At 68.0% G+C, this 18,981-nt stretch carries 17 protein-coding genes; 9 read left to right on the top strand and 8 right to left on the bottom strand.

The annotated features are described in order from the left end of the window. From ACOJTB_RS02265 to ACOJTB_RS02235, 7 genes are all read left to right on the top strand, one after another. Positions 1 to 705: ABC transporter substrate-binding protein (locus tag ACOJTB_RS02265; RefSeq protein WP_420100893.1), on the top strand; the 705-nt coding region annotated here is incomplete at its 5' end. A 201-nt stretch (positions 706 to 906) separates the two neighbouring features. Then, positions 907 to 1,833 carry a branched-chain amino acid ABC transporter permease gene (locus tag ACOJTB_RS02260; RefSeq protein WP_420100892.1) on the top strand — a complete coding sequence of 309 codons (927 nt, stop codon included), beginning with the start codon at positions 907 to 909 and terminating at the stop codon, positions 1,831 to 1,833. Further along, a complete protein-coding gene (locus ACOJTB_RS02255) occupies positions 1,830 to 2,819 on the top strand; it encodes a branched-chain amino acid ABC transporter permease (protein ID WP_420100891.1) in 990 nt (329 codons plus the stop codon). The genes ACOJTB_RS02260 and ACOJTB_RS02255 overlap by 4 nt, the downstream gene beginning before the upstream one ends. Continuing rightward, positions 2,812 to 3,561, top strand: a complete 750-nt coding sequence (locus ACOJTB_RS02250) for an ABC transporter ATP-binding protein (RefSeq protein WP_420100890.1) — start codon at positions 2,812 to 2,814, stop codon at positions 3,559 to 3,561. The genes ACOJTB_RS02255 and ACOJTB_RS02250 overlap by 8 nt, the downstream gene beginning before the upstream one ends. 2 nt (positions 3,562 to 3,563) lie before the next feature. Further along, a complete protein-coding gene (locus tag ACOJTB_RS02245; RefSeq protein ID WP_420100889.1) occupies positions 3,564 to 4,262 on the top strand; it encodes an ABC transporter ATP-binding protein in 699 nt (232 codons plus the stop codon). Positions 4,263 to 4,385: 123 nt separating this feature from the next. Further along, a complete protein-coding gene (locus ACOJTB_RS02240; RefSeq protein ID WP_420100888.1) occupies positions 4,386 to 4,844 on the top strand; it encodes a cupin domain-containing protein in 459 nt (152 codons plus the stop codon). Between the two features lie 137 nt (positions 4,845 to 4,981). Beyond that, entirely contained in the window at positions 4,982 to 5,332 is a 351-nt protein-coding gene (locus tag ACOJTB_RS02235) for a PilZ domain-containing protein (protein WP_420100887.1), read from the top strand. Positions 5,333 to 5,385: 53 nt separating this feature from the next. Here ACOJTB_RS02235 and ACOJTB_RS02230 read toward each other — a convergent pair whose 3' ends face one another. From ACOJTB_RS02230 to ACOJTB_RS02200, 7 genes are all read right to left on the bottom strand, one after another. Continuing rightward, positions 5,386 to 6,627, bottom strand: coding sequence for a flavin-dependent oxidoreductase (locus ACOJTB_RS02230; protein WP_420100886.1), 1,242 nt, complete (start codon positions 6,625 to 6,627; stop codon positions 5,386 to 5,388). A gap of 52 nt (positions 6,628 to 6,679) precedes the next feature. Beyond that, the gene (locus ACOJTB_RS02225; RefSeq protein WP_420100885.1) at positions 6,680 to 7,201 is read right to left on the bottom strand and encodes a hypothetical protein; all 522 of its coding nucleotides are present in this window, start codon (positions 7,199 to 7,201) and stop codon (positions 6,680 to 6,682) included. 63 nt (positions 7,202 to 7,264) lie between these two features. Continuing rightward, positions 7,265 to 8,398, bottom strand: a complete 1,134-nt coding sequence (locus ACOJTB_RS02220) for a glycosyltransferase family 4 protein (protein ID WP_420100884.1) — start codon at positions 8,396 to 8,398, stop codon at positions 7,265 to 7,267. Next, the gene (locus ACOJTB_RS02215; RefSeq protein WP_420100883.1) at positions 8,395 to 9,429 is read right to left on the bottom strand and encodes a glycoside hydrolase family 5 protein; all 1,035 of its coding nucleotides are present in this window, start codon (positions 9,427 to 9,429) and stop codon (positions 8,395 to 8,397) included. The genes ACOJTB_RS02220 and ACOJTB_RS02215 overlap by 4 nt, the downstream gene beginning before the upstream one ends. Beyond that, the gene (locus tag ACOJTB_RS02210; protein WP_420100882.1) at positions 9,426 to 11,222 is read right to left on the bottom strand and encodes an alpha/beta fold hydrolase; all 1,797 of its coding nucleotides are present in this window, start codon (positions 11,220 to 11,222) and stop codon (positions 9,426 to 9,428) included. The genes ACOJTB_RS02215 and ACOJTB_RS02210 overlap by 4 nt, the downstream gene beginning before the upstream one ends. Further along, entirely contained in the window at positions 11,219 to 12,745 is a 1,527-nt protein-coding gene (locus ACOJTB_RS02205; protein WP_420100881.1) for a lipopolysaccharide biosynthesis protein, read from the bottom strand. Before ACOJTB_RS02205 ends, ACOJTB_RS02210 begins: the two co-directional genes overlap by 4 nt. Next, positions 12,742 to 13,668, bottom strand: coding sequence for a glycosyltransferase family 2 protein (locus ACOJTB_RS02200; RefSeq protein ID WP_420100880.1), 927 nt, complete (start codon positions 13,666 to 13,668; stop codon positions 12,742 to 12,744). Before ACOJTB_RS02200 ends, ACOJTB_RS02205 begins: the two co-directional genes overlap by 4 nt. A gap of 448 nt (positions 13,669 to 14,116) precedes the next feature. On the opposite strand from ACOJTB_RS02200, the gene ACOJTB_RS02195 reads away from it, so the two are divergent. Continuing rightward, on the top strand, positions 14,117 to 16,186 hold the full coding sequence (locus ACOJTB_RS02195) for a GumC family protein (protein ID WP_420100879.1): 2,070 nt from the start codon (positions 14,117 to 14,119) through the stop codon (positions 16,184 to 16,186). A gap of 2 nt (positions 16,187 to 16,188) precedes the next feature. After that, the gene (locus ACOJTB_RS02190; RefSeq protein WP_420100878.1) at positions 16,189 to 17,457 is read left to right on the top strand and encodes a UDP-phosphate alpha N-acetylglucosaminyltransferase; all 1,269 of its coding nucleotides are present in this window, start codon (positions 16,189 to 16,191) and stop codon (positions 17,455 to 17,457) included. Here ACOJTB_RS02190 and ACOJTB_RS02185 read toward each other — a convergent pair. Next, positions 17,427 to 18,617 (bottom strand): acyltransferase family protein, encoded by a 1,191-nt coding sequence (locus ACOJTB_RS02185; protein ID WP_420100877.1) that lies wholly within the window; start codon positions 18,615 to 18,617, stop codon positions 17,427 to 17,429. The two genes, ACOJTB_RS02190 and ACOJTB_RS02185, sit on opposite strands and share 31 nt — an antisense overlap. Positions 18,618 to 18,981 lie beyond the last annotated feature (364 nt).

Genomic DNA, 18,981 nt, shown 5'->3' with positions numbered 1-18,981 from the left:
GCGCAGGACCAGAAATACAAGAGCGCCTACATCATCGCGCCGAACTATCAGGCGGGCAAGGATTCGCTGGCCGGCTTCAAGCGCTACTTCAAGGGCGAGATCGTCGACGAGGTCTATGCGCCGCTGAACGCGATGGATTTCTCGGCCGACCTCGCCAAGATCGCTTCCTCCAAGCCCGATGTCGTCTTCGCCTTCCTGCCCGGCGGCCTCGGCGTAAATTTCGTCAAGCAGTGGTCGCAGGCCGGCCTGCAGGGGAAGATTCCGTTCCTCTCCGCCTTTACGGTCGATGAATCCACCCTGCCCGCGCAGCAGGACGCCGCCGTCGGCCTCTATGGCGGCATGACCTGGGCGCCGAACATGGACAACCCGCAGACGAAGGACTTCGTGAAGGCCTATGAAGCGGCTTACAAGATCGTTCCGGGCTCCTATGCGCAGCAGGCCTATGACGCGGCCATGCTGATCGATTCCGCGGTGAAGGCGGCCGGCGGCACCGGCAATGCCGACAAGCTCCGCGAGGCGATCAAGAAGGCGGATTTCACCTCGCTGCGCGGCAAGTTCAAGTTCAACACCAATGGCTACCCGATCCAGGACTTCTATCTGGTCAAGGTCGCCAAGCGGGCCGACGGCAAGTTCCAGACCGAGATCGCCGAGAAGGTGTTCACGGATTACGCCGATCCGCACGCCAAGGATTGCGGGTTGAAGTAAGGCGCAGGAACCGCAGGGAACCCCTCTCCCGGAGGGAGAGGGGCAGGGGTGAGGGGTAGGCCCTCCGATCAGTGAGGCGACATCCTCACTGCAGCCGCCGTCAGGTCACAGCAAAGCTTCCAACGGCCTACACCTCACCCTGCCCTCTCCTTACAGGAGAGGGTTCCCCGCGCCTCTGCGAACGAGCGATCGCGCAAAGCCATGACCACCAGCCTCCTCATCGTCCAGCTTCTGAACGGGCTCCAGTTCGGCATCCTGCTGTTCCTGGTGGCGGCCGGGCTGACGCTCGTCTTCGGGGTGATGGACTTCATCAACCTCGCGCATGGCGTTCAGTACATGCTGGGCGCCTATCTCGCCGTGACCTTCGTCGGGCTGACGGGCTCGTTCCTGCTCGGGCTGGTGCTGGCGCTGGCGGCGGCGCTGCTGCTCGGGCTGCTCCTCGAATTCCTCGTCTTCCGGCATCTTTACGAGCGCGACCATCTCGACCAGGTGCTGGCCACCTTCGGGTTGATCCTGCTGCTGAACCAGGCGGTGAAGATGATCTGGGGCGCGGCGCCTCTCTCGGTGCCGGTTCCCTCGTTTCTCTCCGGCAATGTGCAGTTGCTCGGCGGGGTGCTTTACCCGACCTATCGGTTCGCCTTGATCGGAGCGGGCCTCGGCGTCGGCGCGTTGCTGTGGTTCGTGGTGGAGAAGACGCGGACCGGCATGCTGCTGCGGGCCGGCGCCTCCAATGCGCCCATGGTCTCGGCGCTCGGCGTCGATATCCGCAAGCTCTTCATGATCGTCTTCGCTTTCGGCACGATGCTGGCGGGATTTGCAGGGGCGATGGCGGCGCCGATCCTCTCGGTCGAGCCCGGCATGGGGGATTCGGTGCTGATCCTCGCCTTCGTGGTCATCGTTGTCGGCGGCATCGGTTCGATCCGCGGGGCCTTCGTTGGGGCGCTGATCGTCGGGCTGGTCGATACGCTCGGCCGCTCTTTCATGAACGATCTGCTGCGGCTGTTCATGGGGGCCGCCTCGGCGCGCGCGACGGGCGCAGCGCTCTCCTCCATGCTCATCTATGTGGTGATGGCGGCGGTTCTGTTCGTGCGGCCCGAGGGGCTGCTGCCGGCGAAGGGCCGCTCATGACGCTGACTGCCGCCCCCTCCCCGGCGATGCGGCCGGCGGCGCCGCGCCCCCGCAAGCTGCTGCCGCTCGTTCTGCTCGGGCTGCTGGCCCTGCTGCCGCTGGCGTCGGGGCTCGGGCTGCCCTCGCCCTGGCTGACGCTGGTGACGCGGGCGATGATCTTCGCCATCGCCGCGCTCTCGCTCGATCTCGTGCTGGGCGTGGCTGGACTCGTCTCCTTCGGCCACGCCGCCTTCATCGGCATCGGCGCCTATGGCGCCGGCATCCTGATCACCGAGGGACACACGGATCTCCTGGTCGCGCTGCCTGTGGTGCTGCTGGCCTGCGGGCTCTTCGCGGCCGTGACGGGCTATGTCTCGCTGCGCACGCGCGGCGTCGCCTTCATCATGATCACGCTCGCCTTCGGGCAGATGGCCTTCTATTTCGCGCAGGCCCTCTCCGCCTATGGCGGCGATGACGGGCTCACCCTCTACGAAAAGAGCACGCTGCTGGGGCGGGAGATCTTCGCCAACCGCACCGGCTTCTACTACATCGTGCTCGGCACGCTGGCGGCCTGCTACGCGCTCGCCCGGGGGCTCGTGGCGTCGCGCTTCGGGCGGGTGCTGCGCGCGGCGCGTGAGAATGCGGTGCGGGTGACCGTGACCGGCTACGAGGTCGACCGGATCCGCCTCGCGGCCTATGTGGTCAGCGGGATGATGGCGGGCCTCTCCGGGTTCCTGCTGGCCAACCAGACCGATTTCGTCAGCCCCGCCTTCATGTCCTGGCAGCGCTCGGGCGAGCTGATTTTCATGGTCGTGCTCGGCGGTGTCGGCTCGCTCCATGGCGCCATCCTCGGCGCCCTTGCCTTTCTCGTCGCAGAGGACGTGCTGTCGGGCCTGACGCAGCACTGGAAGGCGATTTTCGGCCCGCTGATCGTGCTGTTCGTGCTGTTCACGCGCGGCGGTATCTCGGGGCTGCTGCTCAAGCTGCGGGGGCCGCGCCATGGCTGAGCCGGTCCTCGCCTTGCAGGGGCTCACAAAGGCCTTCGGCGCGCTGAAGGTGACGCAGGGCGTCGATCTGTCGATCGCTCCCGGTGAGCTGCATGCGCTGATCGGACCCAACGGGGCCGGCAAGACCACGCTGGTCCACCAGATCTCGGGGACGCTGCGGGCCGATGCCGGCCGGATCGTCTTCTGCGGGCAGGACATCACCCATCTGCCGCCGCAGAAGCGGGCGCGGGCCGGTCTGGCGCGCACCTTCCAGATCACCTCGACGATCGCCTCCCTGTCCGCGATCGAGAATGTCGCCCTCGGCGTTCAGGCCCGCAGCGCCCACCCGCTCTCTCCGTTCCGGCGCGCCGCCGACGACGAGGCGCTGAACACCCCCGCCTGGGAAGCGCTCGAGGCGGTCGGCCTCGCCGCGCGGGCGCATGCGCCGGCCGGCAGCCTCTCCCATGGCGAGAAGCGCGCGCTGGAGATCGCGATGGCGCTGACCCTCCAGCCTCGGCTGATCCTGCTCGACGAACCGCTGGCCGGGGTCGGCCATGAGGAGGGCGAGAAGCTGATCGAGCTGCTGCAAAGCCTGAAGGGCCGCTTCGCCATGCTGCTGGTCGAGCACGACATGAGCGCCGTCTTCGCCCTCGCCGACCGCGTCACCGTGCTGGTCTATGGCGGGGTGATCGCTTCGGGCGACCCCGCCGCCGTGCGCGCCGACCCGGCCGTGCGGCAGGCCTATCTCGGCGAGGAGGTTTGACGATGCTGAGCGTCGAAGGCCTCGATGCCGGCTATGGCGAAGCGCAGATCCTCTTCGGGGTCGATCTTTCGGTGGGCGACGGCGAGGTGGTCACGCTGCTCGGCCGCAACGGCATGGGCAAGACCACCACGATCCGCGCCATCATGGGGCTGCTGCCGGCCCGGGCCGGCAAGGTCTCCTTCGGAGGGCATGACCTCACGCGGGCCCAACCCTTCCGCATCGCGCAGGCCGGCATCGGCCTCGTGCCCGAAGGACGGCAGATCTTCCCGACCCTCTCGGTCGAGGAGAATCTGATCGCGACCGCGGCCGACCGCTTCGGGCGCCGGCGCTGGGATCTGGAACGGGTCTATGCCTTCTTCCCACGGCTCAAGGAGCGGCGGGAGAATCGCGGCAACCAGCTTTCCGGCGGCGAGCAGCAGATGCTCGCGATCGGCCGAGCGCTGATGACGAACCCCAAGCTCACCATTCTCGACGAGGCGACCGAGGGGCTGGCCCCGCTGATCCGCGAGGAGATCTGGAGCTGCCTTTCCGCACTCAAGGCGGAGGGCGAGGCCATTCTGGTCATCGACAAGAATGTCGATGCGCTGGTGCGCATCGCCGACCGCCATGTCGTGCTGGAGAAGGGCCGCGTCGTCTGGCGCGGCAGCAGCGACGAACTGCGCAGCGACAGCGCGGTGAAGGACCGATTCCTGCATTTTTGAGAAGAGTGACGCCGTCATTGCGAGCGCAGCGAAGCAATCCAGTCCCATCGAGCTCTGCCGCCCTGGATTGCTTCGTCGCTCTGCTCCTCGCAATGACGGTCATGCGAAACGGAGGAGACGATCATGAAGCCGCTGACCGCTGGCGTGACCCGCGCCAATGAAGGGCTGGACGGGATTTCATGGAACATCCTCGGACAGACCTATGTGCCGAAGACGCTGTCGGAGGACAGCTTCTCCTGGCACGCCACCTTCCCGCCCGGCACCTTCGTGCCGCCGCATATCCACCCGACGCAAGACGAGTTCATCTACATGCTGGAGGGCCGGCTCGACCTCGTCCTCGACGGGCAGGAAGGTGTCGCGACGGCCGGCGACCTCATCCGCCTGCCCCGCAATGTGCCGCACGGCCTCTTCAACAAGAGCGACGCGCCCGTGAAATGCCTGTTCTGGGTCGCGCCGACCGGCCGGCTGTACGACCTCTTCTGGGGCATCCACTCGATGGCGGAGCAGAAGCCGGCCGATGTCGTGGCGCTGTCGGCGAAGCACGAGGTCGATTTCCTGCCGCCGCCGCCCGAAGGGGCCTGAGCGGGCCGGCGGGAAAGCCGCGGTTTTCGGTCGATTTCATTAGTCGCTGTTAACGCCAAGGGCAGCGAACGGCTGCTTCGCGCGTGCGATCTGCTATAGTCCATCCTTGCCGGATTGGACCGGCAGGGAAGCGGGATATGGAAGCGGACCGCCGTCGCTTTCCGCGCATGCGGACGCTGTGGGCCGGCGTGGTGGCCTTCGACAAGAGGCGCGCGCAATTGCCCTGCACCGTGCGCAACGCCTCGGAGAACGGCGCCCTGCTCAAGGTCTCCGAAGCCATCACCCTGCCGACCGATTTCGAGCTGGACATTCCTTCCCGGCAGCGCCGTTACGCCGCGCATATGGTGTGGCGCCATGGCGAGGCGATCGGTGTGTGCTTCGACCACCACGTGGCCGATGAGCAGTCCGAGCTGATGAAGCGGCTCAAGGCCACCGAAACGGCCAATGCGCAGTTGCAGGAGCGCGTGCGTCAGCTGACCGAGGGCTGAAGCGCCGGGTCGTGGCAGCGGCCGGCTCATCCCGTGCCAACGCGGCCGCGCTTTCAGCGCGCGTTGAGACGCTCGGCGGAAAAGCCGGCCTTACCGGCATAGGATTTCACGATCTGCTCGCGCTTGGCATAGCCGAGCACCCGCTCGACATCGTCGAAACCGTTGGGAGCGAGCGCCTCGACCGCGTCGATGACGCGCTCGGGGCCGCCGGAGCGGTTCATCGCGACCACCTCGGCTGTAGCCGGCAGGCGCTGAGCCTCATAGGCCGCGAGCGCCTGGCGCGGATGCTCGGCCTTCACCAGAAGATCCGCAAGGCAGCGCGCATCCAGGATCGCCTGCGAGGCGCCGTTCGAGCCGACCGGATACATCGGATGCGCCGCGTCGCCGAGCAGCGTTACGCGGCCATGGGTCCAGCGCGGCAGCGGGTCGCGATCGCACATCGGATATTCCCAGAAACTGCCGGTGGCACGGATCAGGGAGAGGACATCGACGCCGGGCACGGTGAAGCGGCGCGCGAAGGGCAGCACGTCTTCCAGCCGGCCGGGCTTGGACCAGGCCTCCTTCGGCGGGGGACGCTCCGGGTCGCCGCTGCGGATATTGACGACCCAGTTGAGCAGTCGCCTTCCGGGCGTGGCCCCGGGCGCGATCGGGTAGAGCACGAGCTTGCCCGCCATGCCGCCGGCGATGATCATGCTCTCGCCATCGAGGAAGACGGGCCAGTCGCAGGCGCCGCGCCACATCTGCACGCCCTGCCAGCGCGGCGGGCCCTGATGGGGGAAGTAGAAGGCCCGGACAGCCGAATGGATGCCGTCGGCGCCGATCAGGATGTCGCCGCGCGCGGTCTCGCCCTGCTCGCCGAAGCGGGCATCGGCGAAATGGGCGGTGACGCCGGCCTCGTCCTGGATGAAGCCCTGCAGCCGGCGCCCCGTGCGGATCGCGTCCTCGCCGAGCCGCTCGGCCACCGCGTCGCGGATCAGCTTCTGCAGGCGGCCGCGATGGATCGAAAACTGCGGCACCGGCGCTCCGGCATGGACGCCGCGCGGCTCGCGCCAGACGGTCTGGCCGAAGCGGTTCATATAGATGAGTTCGCGGGTGCGGATCCCGGCCGCGTCAAGGGCCGGAAGGAGGCCCAGCTCCGCCAGTTCGCGAATGGCATGGGGCAGTGTGTTGATGCCGACCCCGACCTCGCGGATCTCACCGGCCTGCTCATAGACCGTGGCGGCGATGCCCCGCGCATGGAGCATCAACGCCAACGTCAGGCCGCCGATGCCGCCGCCTACGATGATCGCCTTCATTGAGTCCGTCCCCACCCGATATTTCAAGCTTGAAATATCGGCGGCGGGATTGTCAATCGCGAGCCAGCTCGGTCGCCGCCCGGAAGATCTCGGCCACGATGAAGGCCTCCATCGCGCCCGGCAATTTGAAAAGTCCATCGGCCGTGACCAGCCGATGCGCGGGATTGGGCTCATAGCCGCCCGGCAAGAGCGCCCCGTCACGAATGGCGAAGCCCCCGACAATGTCCTGTGGCGGAACAGCTCCGGCAGCGCCCTCGGGAGTGCGTCCGTCGATGACGTAGACGTACCCTTGCCGCTGGCGCCTGGCGGCTTCGGCCAGCGCAGCGTCCCCCGCGCCGAAACGGGCAATCGCCGCCTGCATGAGAATCACAAAGGCGCGGTTTTCTCGAAAGACGCGCTCGCCGCGACATTCTTCGTAAGCTCCGCAGATGGCGAAGCTGGGCAAGACACCGAGCGTCTGGACCTGCGCCGGCGTCAGCAGGGAAACGATCTCACGATGCGCGCTGGCATCCGGTGCCGGTCCGGCGGCCGGGCGCTTGCGAAACCATGATGCGACCTCGTTCAGCAGCCCCATCGACGCTCTCCCGGACAGCCGCCTTCACCGATGCGGATCGGGGCAAAATCACCACCGACCGTATCAGCGGGCATACAGCGCGGCGTAGTTCCGGGCCACCCTTTCCCAGGAATAGGGCTCGATTTGCCGGGCGAGATCGGCAGGAGCGCCCTGCCCCGTCGCAAGCGCGGCGAACGTTGCCTCGATCGAATCGGCGGCGCCGGCGGGATCGGCGAAGTCGGCGAGCCTCACCGCCGGCAGCTTCGCTGCCAGCGAGGCGAAAGCGGCATTGGGCTGGACCACCGGCTGAAGCCCGGCGCTCAGAGCCTCGATCAGCACGAGCCCGAAGCCCTCGAACTCGGAGGCCGAGACGAACAGCGAATTCTCGCCGATGAGAGCGCGCACCGCCGCGTCGGCCGGGCCCAGATGAAGGTTGATCGCATCATCGAGACCAGCCGTGCGGATGGCCCCGCGCAGATCCTGCTCCGTCCAGTCGGAAGGAACGCCGACGAGGTCGAGACGCCAGTCGGGGTTGCGGCGACAAAGCTCGCCCATCGTCGCGATCAGCCGGTCGGGCCTCTTGTTCTTGGAGAAGCGGCCGAGGCTGATCAGCCGTTTGCGCGGTTCCAGGCTCGCAGCACCCGCGAATTTGCTCAGGTCGACGCCGTTCTCGATCAGCATTACGCGGCTGCCGGCGATGCTCCGGAAGCGCTCGGCGTCCGAGGCGCTGCAAGCGGCGATGCCGCGATAGGCCAGCGCCGAGAGGCGCGTGACGACGTTGAACCAGAAGCGCTTCAGCCGCGCATGGTCGCCGGTGTGGAAAAAGCCGCCATGGGTGGTCGCCACGAGCGGCTTACGATGGAGCGGCCAGCCCCAGGCCAGCGCATCGAAGAAGAAGTCGATGGCGTGGACATGGACGATATCGGCCTCGCCCAGATGCGCGAAGACGCTGGGCGCCAGAGGGTAGCGCGTCGAGCCGCGAAAGGGGATTCGCGTCACCGGGATGCCGTCGATCTGCTCCCGGGCGGGCAGAGTCCGCTTGAGATCGCGGAACAGGCGGTCGAGCGTCACCACCGAAGGCCGGAGTCCGGCCGCTAGCTGCGCCCGACAGAGCTGCGCCACGACATCCTCCAGCCCGCCGCGATTGGGCAGGAACTGGCGCACGACATGGACGATGCGCGTGCCGGGCTTCAGGGTACGAGGGGCATCCTGGCTCACGGCCCGCCTTCCCTGCCGCATTGCGCGCGGCTTTTGCCGGCCTTGAAGCGCTCGGTGAGGACCGACATCTGCGGGCGCTCGCCCTGCGGTGTCGGCTCGAGATTGAAGACATAGTCAGGCGGCCACCAGGCCCCTGCCCCCCAATAGGCCCAGCCCAGCCATTGGCGCGGGCTGGCATCGACCTTGGCGAGGACCTGCTTCAAGGCCGCGAGGCATTCCGGCCGGGTCGATCCGGCGACCTCGCCGAGGAAGCCGCGGCGGTCATGGCGGGCGAGCCAGGCGGTCACGTCCTCGATCGCCTTCACCGCGCGCGGTGCCGCGCTGCATTCGGCCGCTCGGCCCGAGAAATCGGCGTCCAGATATTGGTGGAAGTCGTAGGCGTAGCGTCCGAGCGGATCCGCGATATCCACGAGATCGCGACCGTTGTTGCCGACCGGAAGATCGGCCGTCCAGCTATGCGCTCCGCCATAGGCGGTGCCTGTCACCAAAATGAGCTGGGCGGCGCCGGCCTTGCGGATCTCCGCCACCGCGACGTTCTGGATCTTCGCCCAGGCGGCGCTGTGAATGTCGTGCGGCTCGTTCATGATCGAGAAGACGAGCTTCGGCCGGTCGCGATAATGCGAGGCGAGCCGGCGCCAGACATCGCCGAGCCGTGCGGCAGGCAGCTCCTTGGAGCCGAGCTGACGCTTGTCGTAATAGCCGAAATTATGCAGGTCGAGGATGGGGATCAGGCCGGCATCGTTGGCCTGCCGCACCGCCTGATCGAGCCGCGCCAGCTCCATGATGTCGAGCGGCTCGTCGAGGACCGGCTGAAGCCGCTCCCAGCGAAAGGGCAGCCGCACCGTGGTCGCGCCCAGCTTGCCGAGGCGCTGGAACGCCGCTTCCGCCGGATAGGTGTAATCCTTGTCGGGCTTGCCGGGAATCTCCCCGAACTCGGCGCCTGAGATGTTGACCCCACGCAGGCAGGTCTCGGCGCCGACGACGGGCGTCGCCAGCAGCAGGAGAGCGAGCGCGGTCGCAAGAGGCTTCATCGCGTGACAATCCCGCAAAGCGCGCTCAGCAGCCGGCCTGCCGCGGCGCGATGTGTGAAGTTGTGGTCGGCGCCGGCGATGATGCCGAGGCTCGTGCGGGGATAGGCCGCGAGCCTCTCGCCCCCGGCGCCGAAATAGGTCGCGAATTCCTTCAACCCGACATCGCCATCGGCATAGAGCAGATGCACGTCCGCCTCGCGCGCTGCCAGAACCGCCATGCGGCGGTGGCATTCGCGATGCAGCCGGCCGTGCTTGGTCAGCGGGCCTAGCAGAGGGGCGAGGCTGACCGAGACCCGTTTCAGCCAGCGGTAGAGGATATGCCGGGCGGCGGGTCCGACCCTGAGCTGGCCGGTCAGCAGGCGGCGCAGCCCGGCCCGGCTGCGAAGTGTGGCGCCGAAATCGCCGACGCTGCGATGGGCATAGCGGATCGCGTCGTCGACGCTCTCGTCCGGATCCCAGACGAAGCGCTCATTGTTGATCAGGACGAGCCGGCGCACCCGCGCATCGGCGACGGCGGCGTTGAAGGCGGCATAGGCGCCGCTGCACCGCCCGATCAGGATCGGCTCGCTGAGGCCGCGCGCTTCGAGCGCGTCGATGGCGCTGACGACATCGTCAATCTGCGACTGTGAATAAAGGAATTCGGCGGGGGCATCGCTCGCGGCCGGGCTGTCGCCGACGCCGCCGAAGTCGAAGCGCAGCGATGCGATGCCGAGCCGGGCAAAGCAACGGGCCTGGTCGACCGTCACGCGCGCCCAGCCGATATGGTAATCGCGGCCGGCATTGACGAAGAGGACCGGCGCCCCGACTAGCATCCCGGCCGGCTCGCAGAGGATGCCGAGCAGGCGCCCGCCGGGGCCGAACCGGAACGGGGTTTCGACGAAGCCGTCGCCGCGCAGCACCGCATCGGTCCTCGGGGAGGCCATCGACACGGCGGCGGCCGTGGCGCGGGCGCGCACCCAGCCCAGCACGCCCTCCAGCGTGGCCAGGGGCGGGCGGGCCGCGGTGGGATCGATCGTCAGAAGATCGTGCCCCTGATAGGGCATGCGGGTCACGGCGCCGCCGGGATCGGCAAGGGCTGCGGTCAGGGTCTCGGCGAGCGCCTCGTCGCCGGCATGGCCCGGCCGCTCGACCAGCAGGATCTCGGTTCCCGCTGGCAGCTCCGTCCCCTCCGTCGTCAGGGCGACGATGGCTTTAAGCCGCCCCGGAGCGATGCGGATGCCGGCGACGGCACAGCCGGTGTCGTCGTCTGGATCCGGCCCGATGCCGATGCGGTCGCAGAGCATGTGGGACCAGACCGACAATTCGCGCCGGTAGCGCCGCCCCTGGGCGACGGGTGCCATCAGCACGATCCCCGCGAGAGGCGCGAGCGCCTGCGCGACCTGCAGGGCGAGCGCGGCGCCGAGCCCGTGGCCGACGAGGACGAGCCGCTCGCAGCCGCTGGCGTCCCGCAGGAGCGCCGCCGCAGCGCGGATGGTCGCGAACCAGTCGTCGAGGCCTGCGGTCGCCTCCGGCTCGGGCGCAGCGCCCTGCCCCGGATAGTCGAAGCGCAGGCAGGCGATGCCGGCCTGCGAGAAGCCTTCGGCGAGGCGCTGCCAGCTCGCCCGCAGGCACAACTCCTCGTAACCGACCGGGCCGAGCATCAGCACGGCGACGTCGCTCCGGCCCGGATAGAGCAAGCCCATGCTGCCGGCGAAGACGACGGGCTCGCCGAAGGGCGACAGGGCCCGCCGGACCGTGGGCGCAGGCGCCGATCCGGCCGGAACCGTCTGAGAGGAGCGGGCGAAAGCGGTCACTTCACGGTCCTCGGTTTCAGGGCCTCGGGAACGATCAGCCGCAGAACCGGCCGCAGCCAGCGCGCCGGGTGCGGCGGCAGCCTGCCGACGAGACGTCCGAGGATTTCGGCATCGGGCGCGGGCACCACCGCGAGCAGGCGCAGCAACACGCCATAGGCGATCGCGCCGGCCGGAATCGCCAGGGCGAGGCCCGCTGGCCCCGGCAGCGCCTGAGTGACACCCCATGCGGAGAGCCCGCAGCCGAAGCCGGCGGCTGTCACCCCGGCGAGCACGCCGGCGGAGCCGCGCAGCTGGCCCGGCAGGCCAACCGCCATCACCAGCGCGATGCTCATCGCGAGGAAAACCAGATTGCGGACGATGGCGGCTCCGACGCCGCCCCAGAGCGGCACGGCGATCAGGCACCCCCCCACCATCAGCATCGCGCCGAGGCCGCTGATGGCGAGACGGTGCTTCATGCGGTCGATCGAATAGAGATATTGCGTCACCAGCTGGATGAAGACCTGCGCCGGGGCGCCCGCCGCCATGATCGCGAGGATCAGGCCCGCCGAGGCGAAGCCAGGCCCATAGATGGTGGACACCAGCACTGGGGCAATCGCCGCCAGACCGAAGCAGAGCGGCAGCGTCAGATAGGCGAAGTTGCGGATCACGCCCGCGAACATCGTCGCGCCGGCGTCGGGCGCGCCGTCGCTCTGGCGCTCGGCGTAGAAGGGCAGCAGGCTTCCGGTCAGTTGCACCGGGATCTGCAGGGCGAGATTGGTGAGGGTCAGGGCGACGGCGTAAAAGCCGACATCCTGCATGCCCTGGAAATGCTGGAGAAAAACGAGTTCCGACCGGGTCAGGAAGATCGAGGTCAGCACGAACTCCAGGAACAGCACGGCCGAACTACCGGCCAGCGCCCGCGCCGGCTGTCCGACGCTATCCGGCCGGGTGCGCAAAATGCCGACGGTGTAGAGCGCGAGCACAGCCTGGCCGGCGATATAGCCGAACAGCGCGCCCTCGACGCCGCGCAGCAGCGCCCCACCGAGCACGACAGCGAGTTGCAGACCTGAGACCAGACAGGTCAGGCGGAAGAAGCTGGCGAGCCGCTGCTCGCCGATGAGATAGTTCTTCGCAAAGGAGGCCACCGACTGGACGAAGATCAGCACTCCGGTCAGCAGGATCACGGCTGGCGTCGCATCCAGCCATTTCGCGCCCCCGAGCCAGCAGAACACATAGAACAGCGCCACGAGAAGCGTGGTCGCGACCAGGACCGGCACGGCCAGATAGGCCGCGAAACCACGGCGCTGCCCTTCGTCGAGCCCTTGCGCGCGCAACTGCGGCAGCATGCGCAGCAGCATCACGCCGGTCCCGAGTTCCGCGACGAGTGCTCCCGTCGCGGCCAGCCAGAGCGCGAAGGCGATCGTGCCGTTCGCTTCCGGTCCCAACAGGCGCGCCACGATCACCGAGGAGCAGAAGCCGCCGACCAGCAGCAGCAGCCCGGCCGCCGCATTGAGCAGCGAATTGGACATGATGTTGCTGCTCATGGCGCCGCCGGGGTTTTTGGGGTGCCCCCCTCGCGTAACGGGGCGCTGGTCCACCCCATCCAGCGCGCCGCGAGGATCGCCCGCGAGCGCCTGGCCATGCCGATCCGCCCGGTCGCGCCATAAGAGATCATGCCGGCCAGCGGCCTTAGCAGCCGCGGCAGGTAGTCGCCGAAGCCATAGCCGTGCCGGCGCATCACATAGCCCAGCCCCTGGCTGTAAAGGCGGATCTTGGCGATGGCCGAGGCTGTGGTCTGGTCCGAGCGATCGTCCGGGTGATGGCCGAACCAGGCCGGGTCGTAATGCCCGCGATGGCCGGCCTCCAGCAGCTTCAGCGCGAGATCCTGCGCCTCATAGGCGCCCCAAGGCGTGCCGGCGCCCGGCCCAATGGCGGGGTCGAACCCGCCCACCTCGGCGAAAGCCGGCGCGCGGATCGCCAGCATCCACTCGATCATCGTGGACCAGACGTTCTGCCGGGTGATCGGCCCCGCCTGTGCTGCGAAGGTACCCATGATGGTACGGCCGTTACGATCCGCCGCGCGGCCGCCATGGAAGGCGGCCGGATGTCGGCCGGTCAGCGTTTCGAGGCGGGTGAGACAATCGGCCGGATACCAGCAATCATCGTCCGGAAAGATCAGCCACTCCCCGCGCGCCGCGGCGGCGCCGGTATTGCGGGCCCGGCAGACGCCCAGGCTTTCACTCCGCAGCCATGTGATCGGCAGGCGTCCGGACCATTGGTCGAGCACGGGGCCCAGCCGGTCGTCGCCGTTCTGGTCTACGATGACGATCTCGACATCGGCGCGTTCCTGCGCCGCCAGCGAGCCGAGCAGCCGGTCGAGTTCGGCCGTGCGGCCGAGCGTCGCGACAACCAGAGAGAAAGTCGGAATATCCCGCAGATCGGTCATGACCGGCCGGCGACGCGCCATGCGGTTCCGCCGAACGGCTCCACACCGCTCGTCCGGAGGCCCTTCGATGAAACAGCCGCGCCGGCCCTCATCATTCGCATCTCTTCGCCCTGTTGGACGGCCTTGGCGTCTGTGCGCCGCTCGTCCGTTGCAGGATCGGGCGCGCTGCTTAATCAAGGGTGAGGCCGGCGGGGCTTTTCGTCTGGATCGTAAACGCCGCATGACCGGGATCGGCGAGGAAGGCTGATCTCTCGCAGGCGTACGGGCGCAGTCCCTGCCCGCCAGCCGAGCCCGATCGCGATTCACAATGAAAATCAGCGACATGCCGGCGGCGACGCGCAGGCGGACCGAAGGGGCGATTATGCGAATCTTAACCGCGACCGGCCAGCATCGCGGCGCGGCTTCGAATGCCGATAGCCCCGCGCGCTGCGGCCTGTCGGCGCAGGAGCCGATTTGAGGAGACGTCAGAGTGCAGGCTGCGGCCCTGGATGCAGGCGAGCAGACGGTCGCGACCGCGCCCGGCCGCGCCCCCATGGCGTTCAGCCTCGCCGAGATGCTTCGGCTTCTCGGGCGGCATCGCCGGCTCGTGCTGGCGAGCGTCGCGATCTGCATGACGCTCGCCTTTCTCTATGCCGCCAGCAGGCCGCCCATCTACCGTGCCACGGCCGAGCTGCTGGTCGATCCGCTGGCGTTGCAGGTCGTCGGCAAGGACATCGTCCGCACCGACACCTCCGCCTCGATCGATTTCGCGAATGTCGACAGCCAGGCGCTGGTGATGGTCTCGTCCGGCGTGCTGAAGCAGGTGGTCGACGATCTGAAGCTCACCGAGGATCCGGCTTTCGCCGGAGCCCCCGGCCTGTTGTCGCGCGCGCTCGGCAAGATTCTCCAGCCTTCGCCGGAAGAGCGCTTCGCCGCCACGATCGAAGCGCTGAAGCGCGCCATCGTCATCCAGCGCGTCGACAATTCGCTGGTCTTCCGGATCATCGTCTCGCATCCCAACGCCCAGAAGGCGGCAGAGATCGCCAACACCCTGGCGCAGGCCTATCTCCAACAGGGCATCGACGGGCGCCGCTCGGCGGTGGAGCGCGCGAATTCCTCGCTGATCGGCCAGATCTCGGGCCTGCGCGCCCAGCTGGACGGGGCCGAGCGCGCGGCCGACGAGTTCCGCAGCCAGAACGGGCTGATCAGCGTCGGCGAGAACGGGCTCATCGTCACCCAGCAATTGCGAGACCTCTACAGCCAGATCGGCCAGGCCACCGCAGATGTGGCGCGCCAGCAGGCGCGCCGTGACCAGCTGGCCCGCACCGGCGCCGATCCCGAAGCGGCCATCGAGGCGCTACCAGAGGCCGCGACCTCCTCGACGCTCAACGCCTTGAAGGCCCAGTATGCGCAGTCGGCCCGCGATATCGCGAGCCAGGGCCGCACGCTGGCGCCGCAGCACCCACGCATGGTCGAGCTTCGCTCGGAACTGGCCGAGACCAAACGGCTGATCGCCAGCGAACTCGGCCGCATCCGGGCCGCATCCCAGGAGAGCTATCGCCAGTCCGAAGCCAATCTCGCCAATCTCCAGAAGCGCGCCAAGGAACTCACGCGCACGCAGGAGGTCAGCAGCGCCGCCCAGATCCGGCTGCGCCAGCTGCAGAGTGAGGCGGATGCGATCCGCGTCGTCTACAATGCCTCGCTCCAGCGCGCCAAGGAGCTCGACCAGCAGAAAAAGATCGAAACCAACAATTCGCGACTGCTTTCGGAGGCCGTGCCTCCCGTCACCGGCAGCACGCCGCCTCTGCCGATCGTGCTGGGCGCTGCGCTGCTGTTCGGCCTGTGCGCGGGTCTTGGCCTCGCCTATCTGCTTGAATTGATGCCCGCCAGACGTGGCCAGCTCGCCGGCACGGCGAGCAGGCCCGCCTGGCCACGCCTGCCGAAATGGCCGGCCCTGCCGACCCTGCCGAAGCGCGCGGCCCGCCCGGCCCCACCGGCGCCTCTCACGCCGGCCAGTGCCGCGGCCGCGCTCGGCGTCGCCACGGCGCTGGCCCTGCCGACGGCGCCATCGGAGCGCCGCGCCGCCTTGCGGCCTGTCGCCGATGCGCTGGAGCAGCGCTTCGCGAGGCGCCTGCCGGCGACGATCACCGTCACGGGCCCGCTGCCGGCCCATCTGCTCGATTCCGTCGCCGATCAGCTGGCGCAGGAACTGGCGCTGCGCGGCCAGAGCGTGCTGATCTATCAGGGCGATGTCGGCAGCCGGCATCTCAGCATCAGGCGCGTCGGCCCCGACGAGCCGCAGCCCTCGCGGCGGCGCCACAGCTTCATCATCATGCGGCCGGCCTCGGGCGAGGCGAAGGCGCCGGCCGATGCCGATGCCGTCGTGCTGGCGGTGTCGCTTGCCGGCCGCACGAGCGCGGATCTGGTTGCGCTGGCCGATGCCGTCACAGGCGACCGCAGCCGGATCATCGCGCTTCTGGCGGCCGATGCAGAAGCGCCGGCCGCCGAGCCCAAGAGCGCGGGTGTGCGCTGGCTCGGCCGGCTGCGCCAGGCGGGCTGACCGTGGAGGGCCTTCGCCCCGCGGCGCACGGTTCTGGAGCGCCGCCCACGCTGGTGCTGGCGCTGCTCGTCGGCGCGCTGACCTTCAACATGGCGCTGTGCTTCCTGAACACCAATGTGCTCGCGGTGAACGACACGATGGTGATGGGCTGCGAGGTCGTTCTGGTCTCGACCGCGCTCTATCTCGGCCTCAGCCGCAATGCCGGCCCCTGGATCGTGCTGGCGGTGTTCGTCTCCTATGCCGTGCTGCTGATGGCGCTGCGCCCGCTGATCGACCCCAAGGCGGTGCGCGACTTCCTGATCCCGATCGCCTTCTACCTGCTCGGCCGCACCTGCAACGATATCCGCATCGCGGACCGGGCCGCGCTGATCTGCGGGCTGATCGTCGTCGCCTTCGGCATCTTCGAGTTCGTGGCGCTCGACGTCTATGTGAAGTATTTTAACATCATCAAATACTATGTCGCGCGCGGCACGGTCGCGCCGACGGATGTGAAGCAGGACAGCACGCTGTTCGTCAGCGGGGTGCGGCCCGATGCGCGCACGTTGCTGCCCTTCCTGGGGCCGCATCGCGCCTCTTCCGTCTTCCTCGAGCCGGTCTCGACCGGCAATTTCGGCGCGGTGCTCTACATCTGGGCTCTGGTGCGCAAGGGAATGCGGCATCGCTGGCTGACGATGCTGTGCGGCGCCGGCGCCATCGTTTTGAGCGACTCCCGCTTCGGCGCCAATGTCTGCCTCATCGCGACGGCCGCGTCCTTCGCGGCGCCGCTCACGCCGCGCATCGTCTGGCTCTGCGCACCTTTCCTCATCCTCTCGGGCCTGGCGATCTACGGCTATCTGAGTGCCGAGGTGAGCTGGCAGAACAACCTCGTCGGGCGCCTGCTCTGGACCGCGCGGCTGATCACGTCGCTCTCGCGCGAAGCGGTCTGGGGGCTTTCGACGGAAAAACCCTTCCTCGCCGATTCAGGCTATGCCTATTCGCTCAACCAGATCGGGCTGATCGGGACGATCGGCTTCTGGAGCCTGTTCATCTTCCTGCCCGAACGCTCACCCCGCGCCTGGCGCTTCAAGGTCTGCGTCGCGACCTATATCTGCCTGCTGCTGCTGGTGAGCGACTCGGTGTATTCGATCAAGACCGCCGCGCTGCTCTGGTTCATGACGGGCTCGAGCGACGGAGACGAGGGGCTGGCACCGGCCCACGCCAGCGCTGCCGAGCAGATCCCTGCCCCCGATCCTATGGGCGCCTATTCGGCGGCGACGATCGGCCGGGCCTGAACGGCGCCGCGCGTCTCGGCGACCGGCTCGCCGGTATGGATCCGGGCGGTCAGCGAGAATTTGCGCCGCAGCCGCAGCACCGGCTTTTCGATGACGTGCCAGGAGAAGATCGCCATGGCGCTGGCGGCCGCCACGGACAGCGCGAAGAAGGCCGCGCGGTTGTCGAGACCCGGCATCGTCTGGATCATCGCCTGCTGCAGCGGATAGCCGTAGAGATAGATGCCGTAGGAGTAATCCCCGCGCGACAGCGGCTTGAAGACGAAGCGCTCCGAGAGGCCGGCATAGTTGACAATGTAGGCGAAGAGCGGCGCCGTCACGAAGGAGAAGATCGGGTTCGCCATCCAGTCCGGCGAGCCGAAGGCGGCCAGGGCGACGTATCCGATGATCGCAGCGACGAGCAGATCGGCGCGATACGGGATATTGTCGCGGTACTGGTAGACCAGAATGCCGACGAGGAAGAGCGGAACGAGCCGCGCCGCGCCGCGCGTCACGAAGATGTAGCCGAGGGCTTCCTGATGCGGCAGCGCAATGCCGAAATGCCCGCACAGGAAGATCATGATCGAGATGGCGAACAGGGTGAGTGTCAGCGCCAGCATCAGCGCCCGCCGCCGGTAGAGCCCCGTCATCAGGCAGCCGACCAGCAGAGCATAGCAGGCGAGCTCGTGCGGCACGGTCCAGAGCGAGCCATTGACCATGCTGGTCTGGGGGTTGGACAGAAAGACGCCCGGCAGATCGTAATGGATGCTGCCGAGAATATTGAGGAAGTAGCGCGCGAAGGCGGGGTCCGTGAAATACTGCCACAGCCCGTAGACGGTCAGAAGCGGGCCGAGCACGAGAGCCGAGAGGACGATCTCGACCGCCAGCGCCGGCACGATGCGCAGGCCGCGATTAATCAGGAACTGGCCGACGGAGAGCCGCTCGGCGCTGCCCGCGACCAGAAAGCCGCTGAGCGCGAAGAACATCGGCAGGATCGCGAAATCGAACGCCCATTGCTGCAGCGGCGCGAATGGCATCACCGGTGCCAGCTCGGCCTCGAGCGAGGCCGGCCGCATCAGGCAGGTATGGGTGTACAGAACCGAGAGGGCGAGCGCGATGCGCATCGCGTCGAAACCCGGTCCGATGCCCTTGTGGTCGGAAAGCCGCGATCCGAACGTGGCCATGATCTTCCTCGTCAGCGAGGCGCTGGATAGCGTCGAGACCGGGGATATAGCAGACCGCGCGGCCGACGAAGGCGCGAACACGCTGCCGATGCCGTCATTTCTGAAAATATCGTAAACGGCTCACAGTCAAATTGAGCGGGAATCGTGGCTATTGCCGTTACCACGGCCCACGATCTTGGGCTTATCTTGCGGAACCGCAGCGTTTTCACAGATCTCGGCAAGACCGCATTAAAGACCAGCGGCTAGACCGGCATGAACGACAATAAAGGCGTCATACCAAACCCGAATTTCCGCGACCGGCCCTTGGCCGCGCTGCGGGCGCCGCCGCCTGGCCGCGACCGCCCGCATCCAGCCGCTCCGGCGA

Origin of the sequence: Allobosea sp., assembly GCF_048595345.1 — a bacterium.
Lineage (GTDB): Bacteria > Pseudomonadota > Alphaproteobacteria > Rhizobiales > Beijerinckiaceae > Allobosea.
Note: the sequence above shows the minus strand (reverse complement) of the source record. Positions and strands in the feature narration are given on the sequence as shown.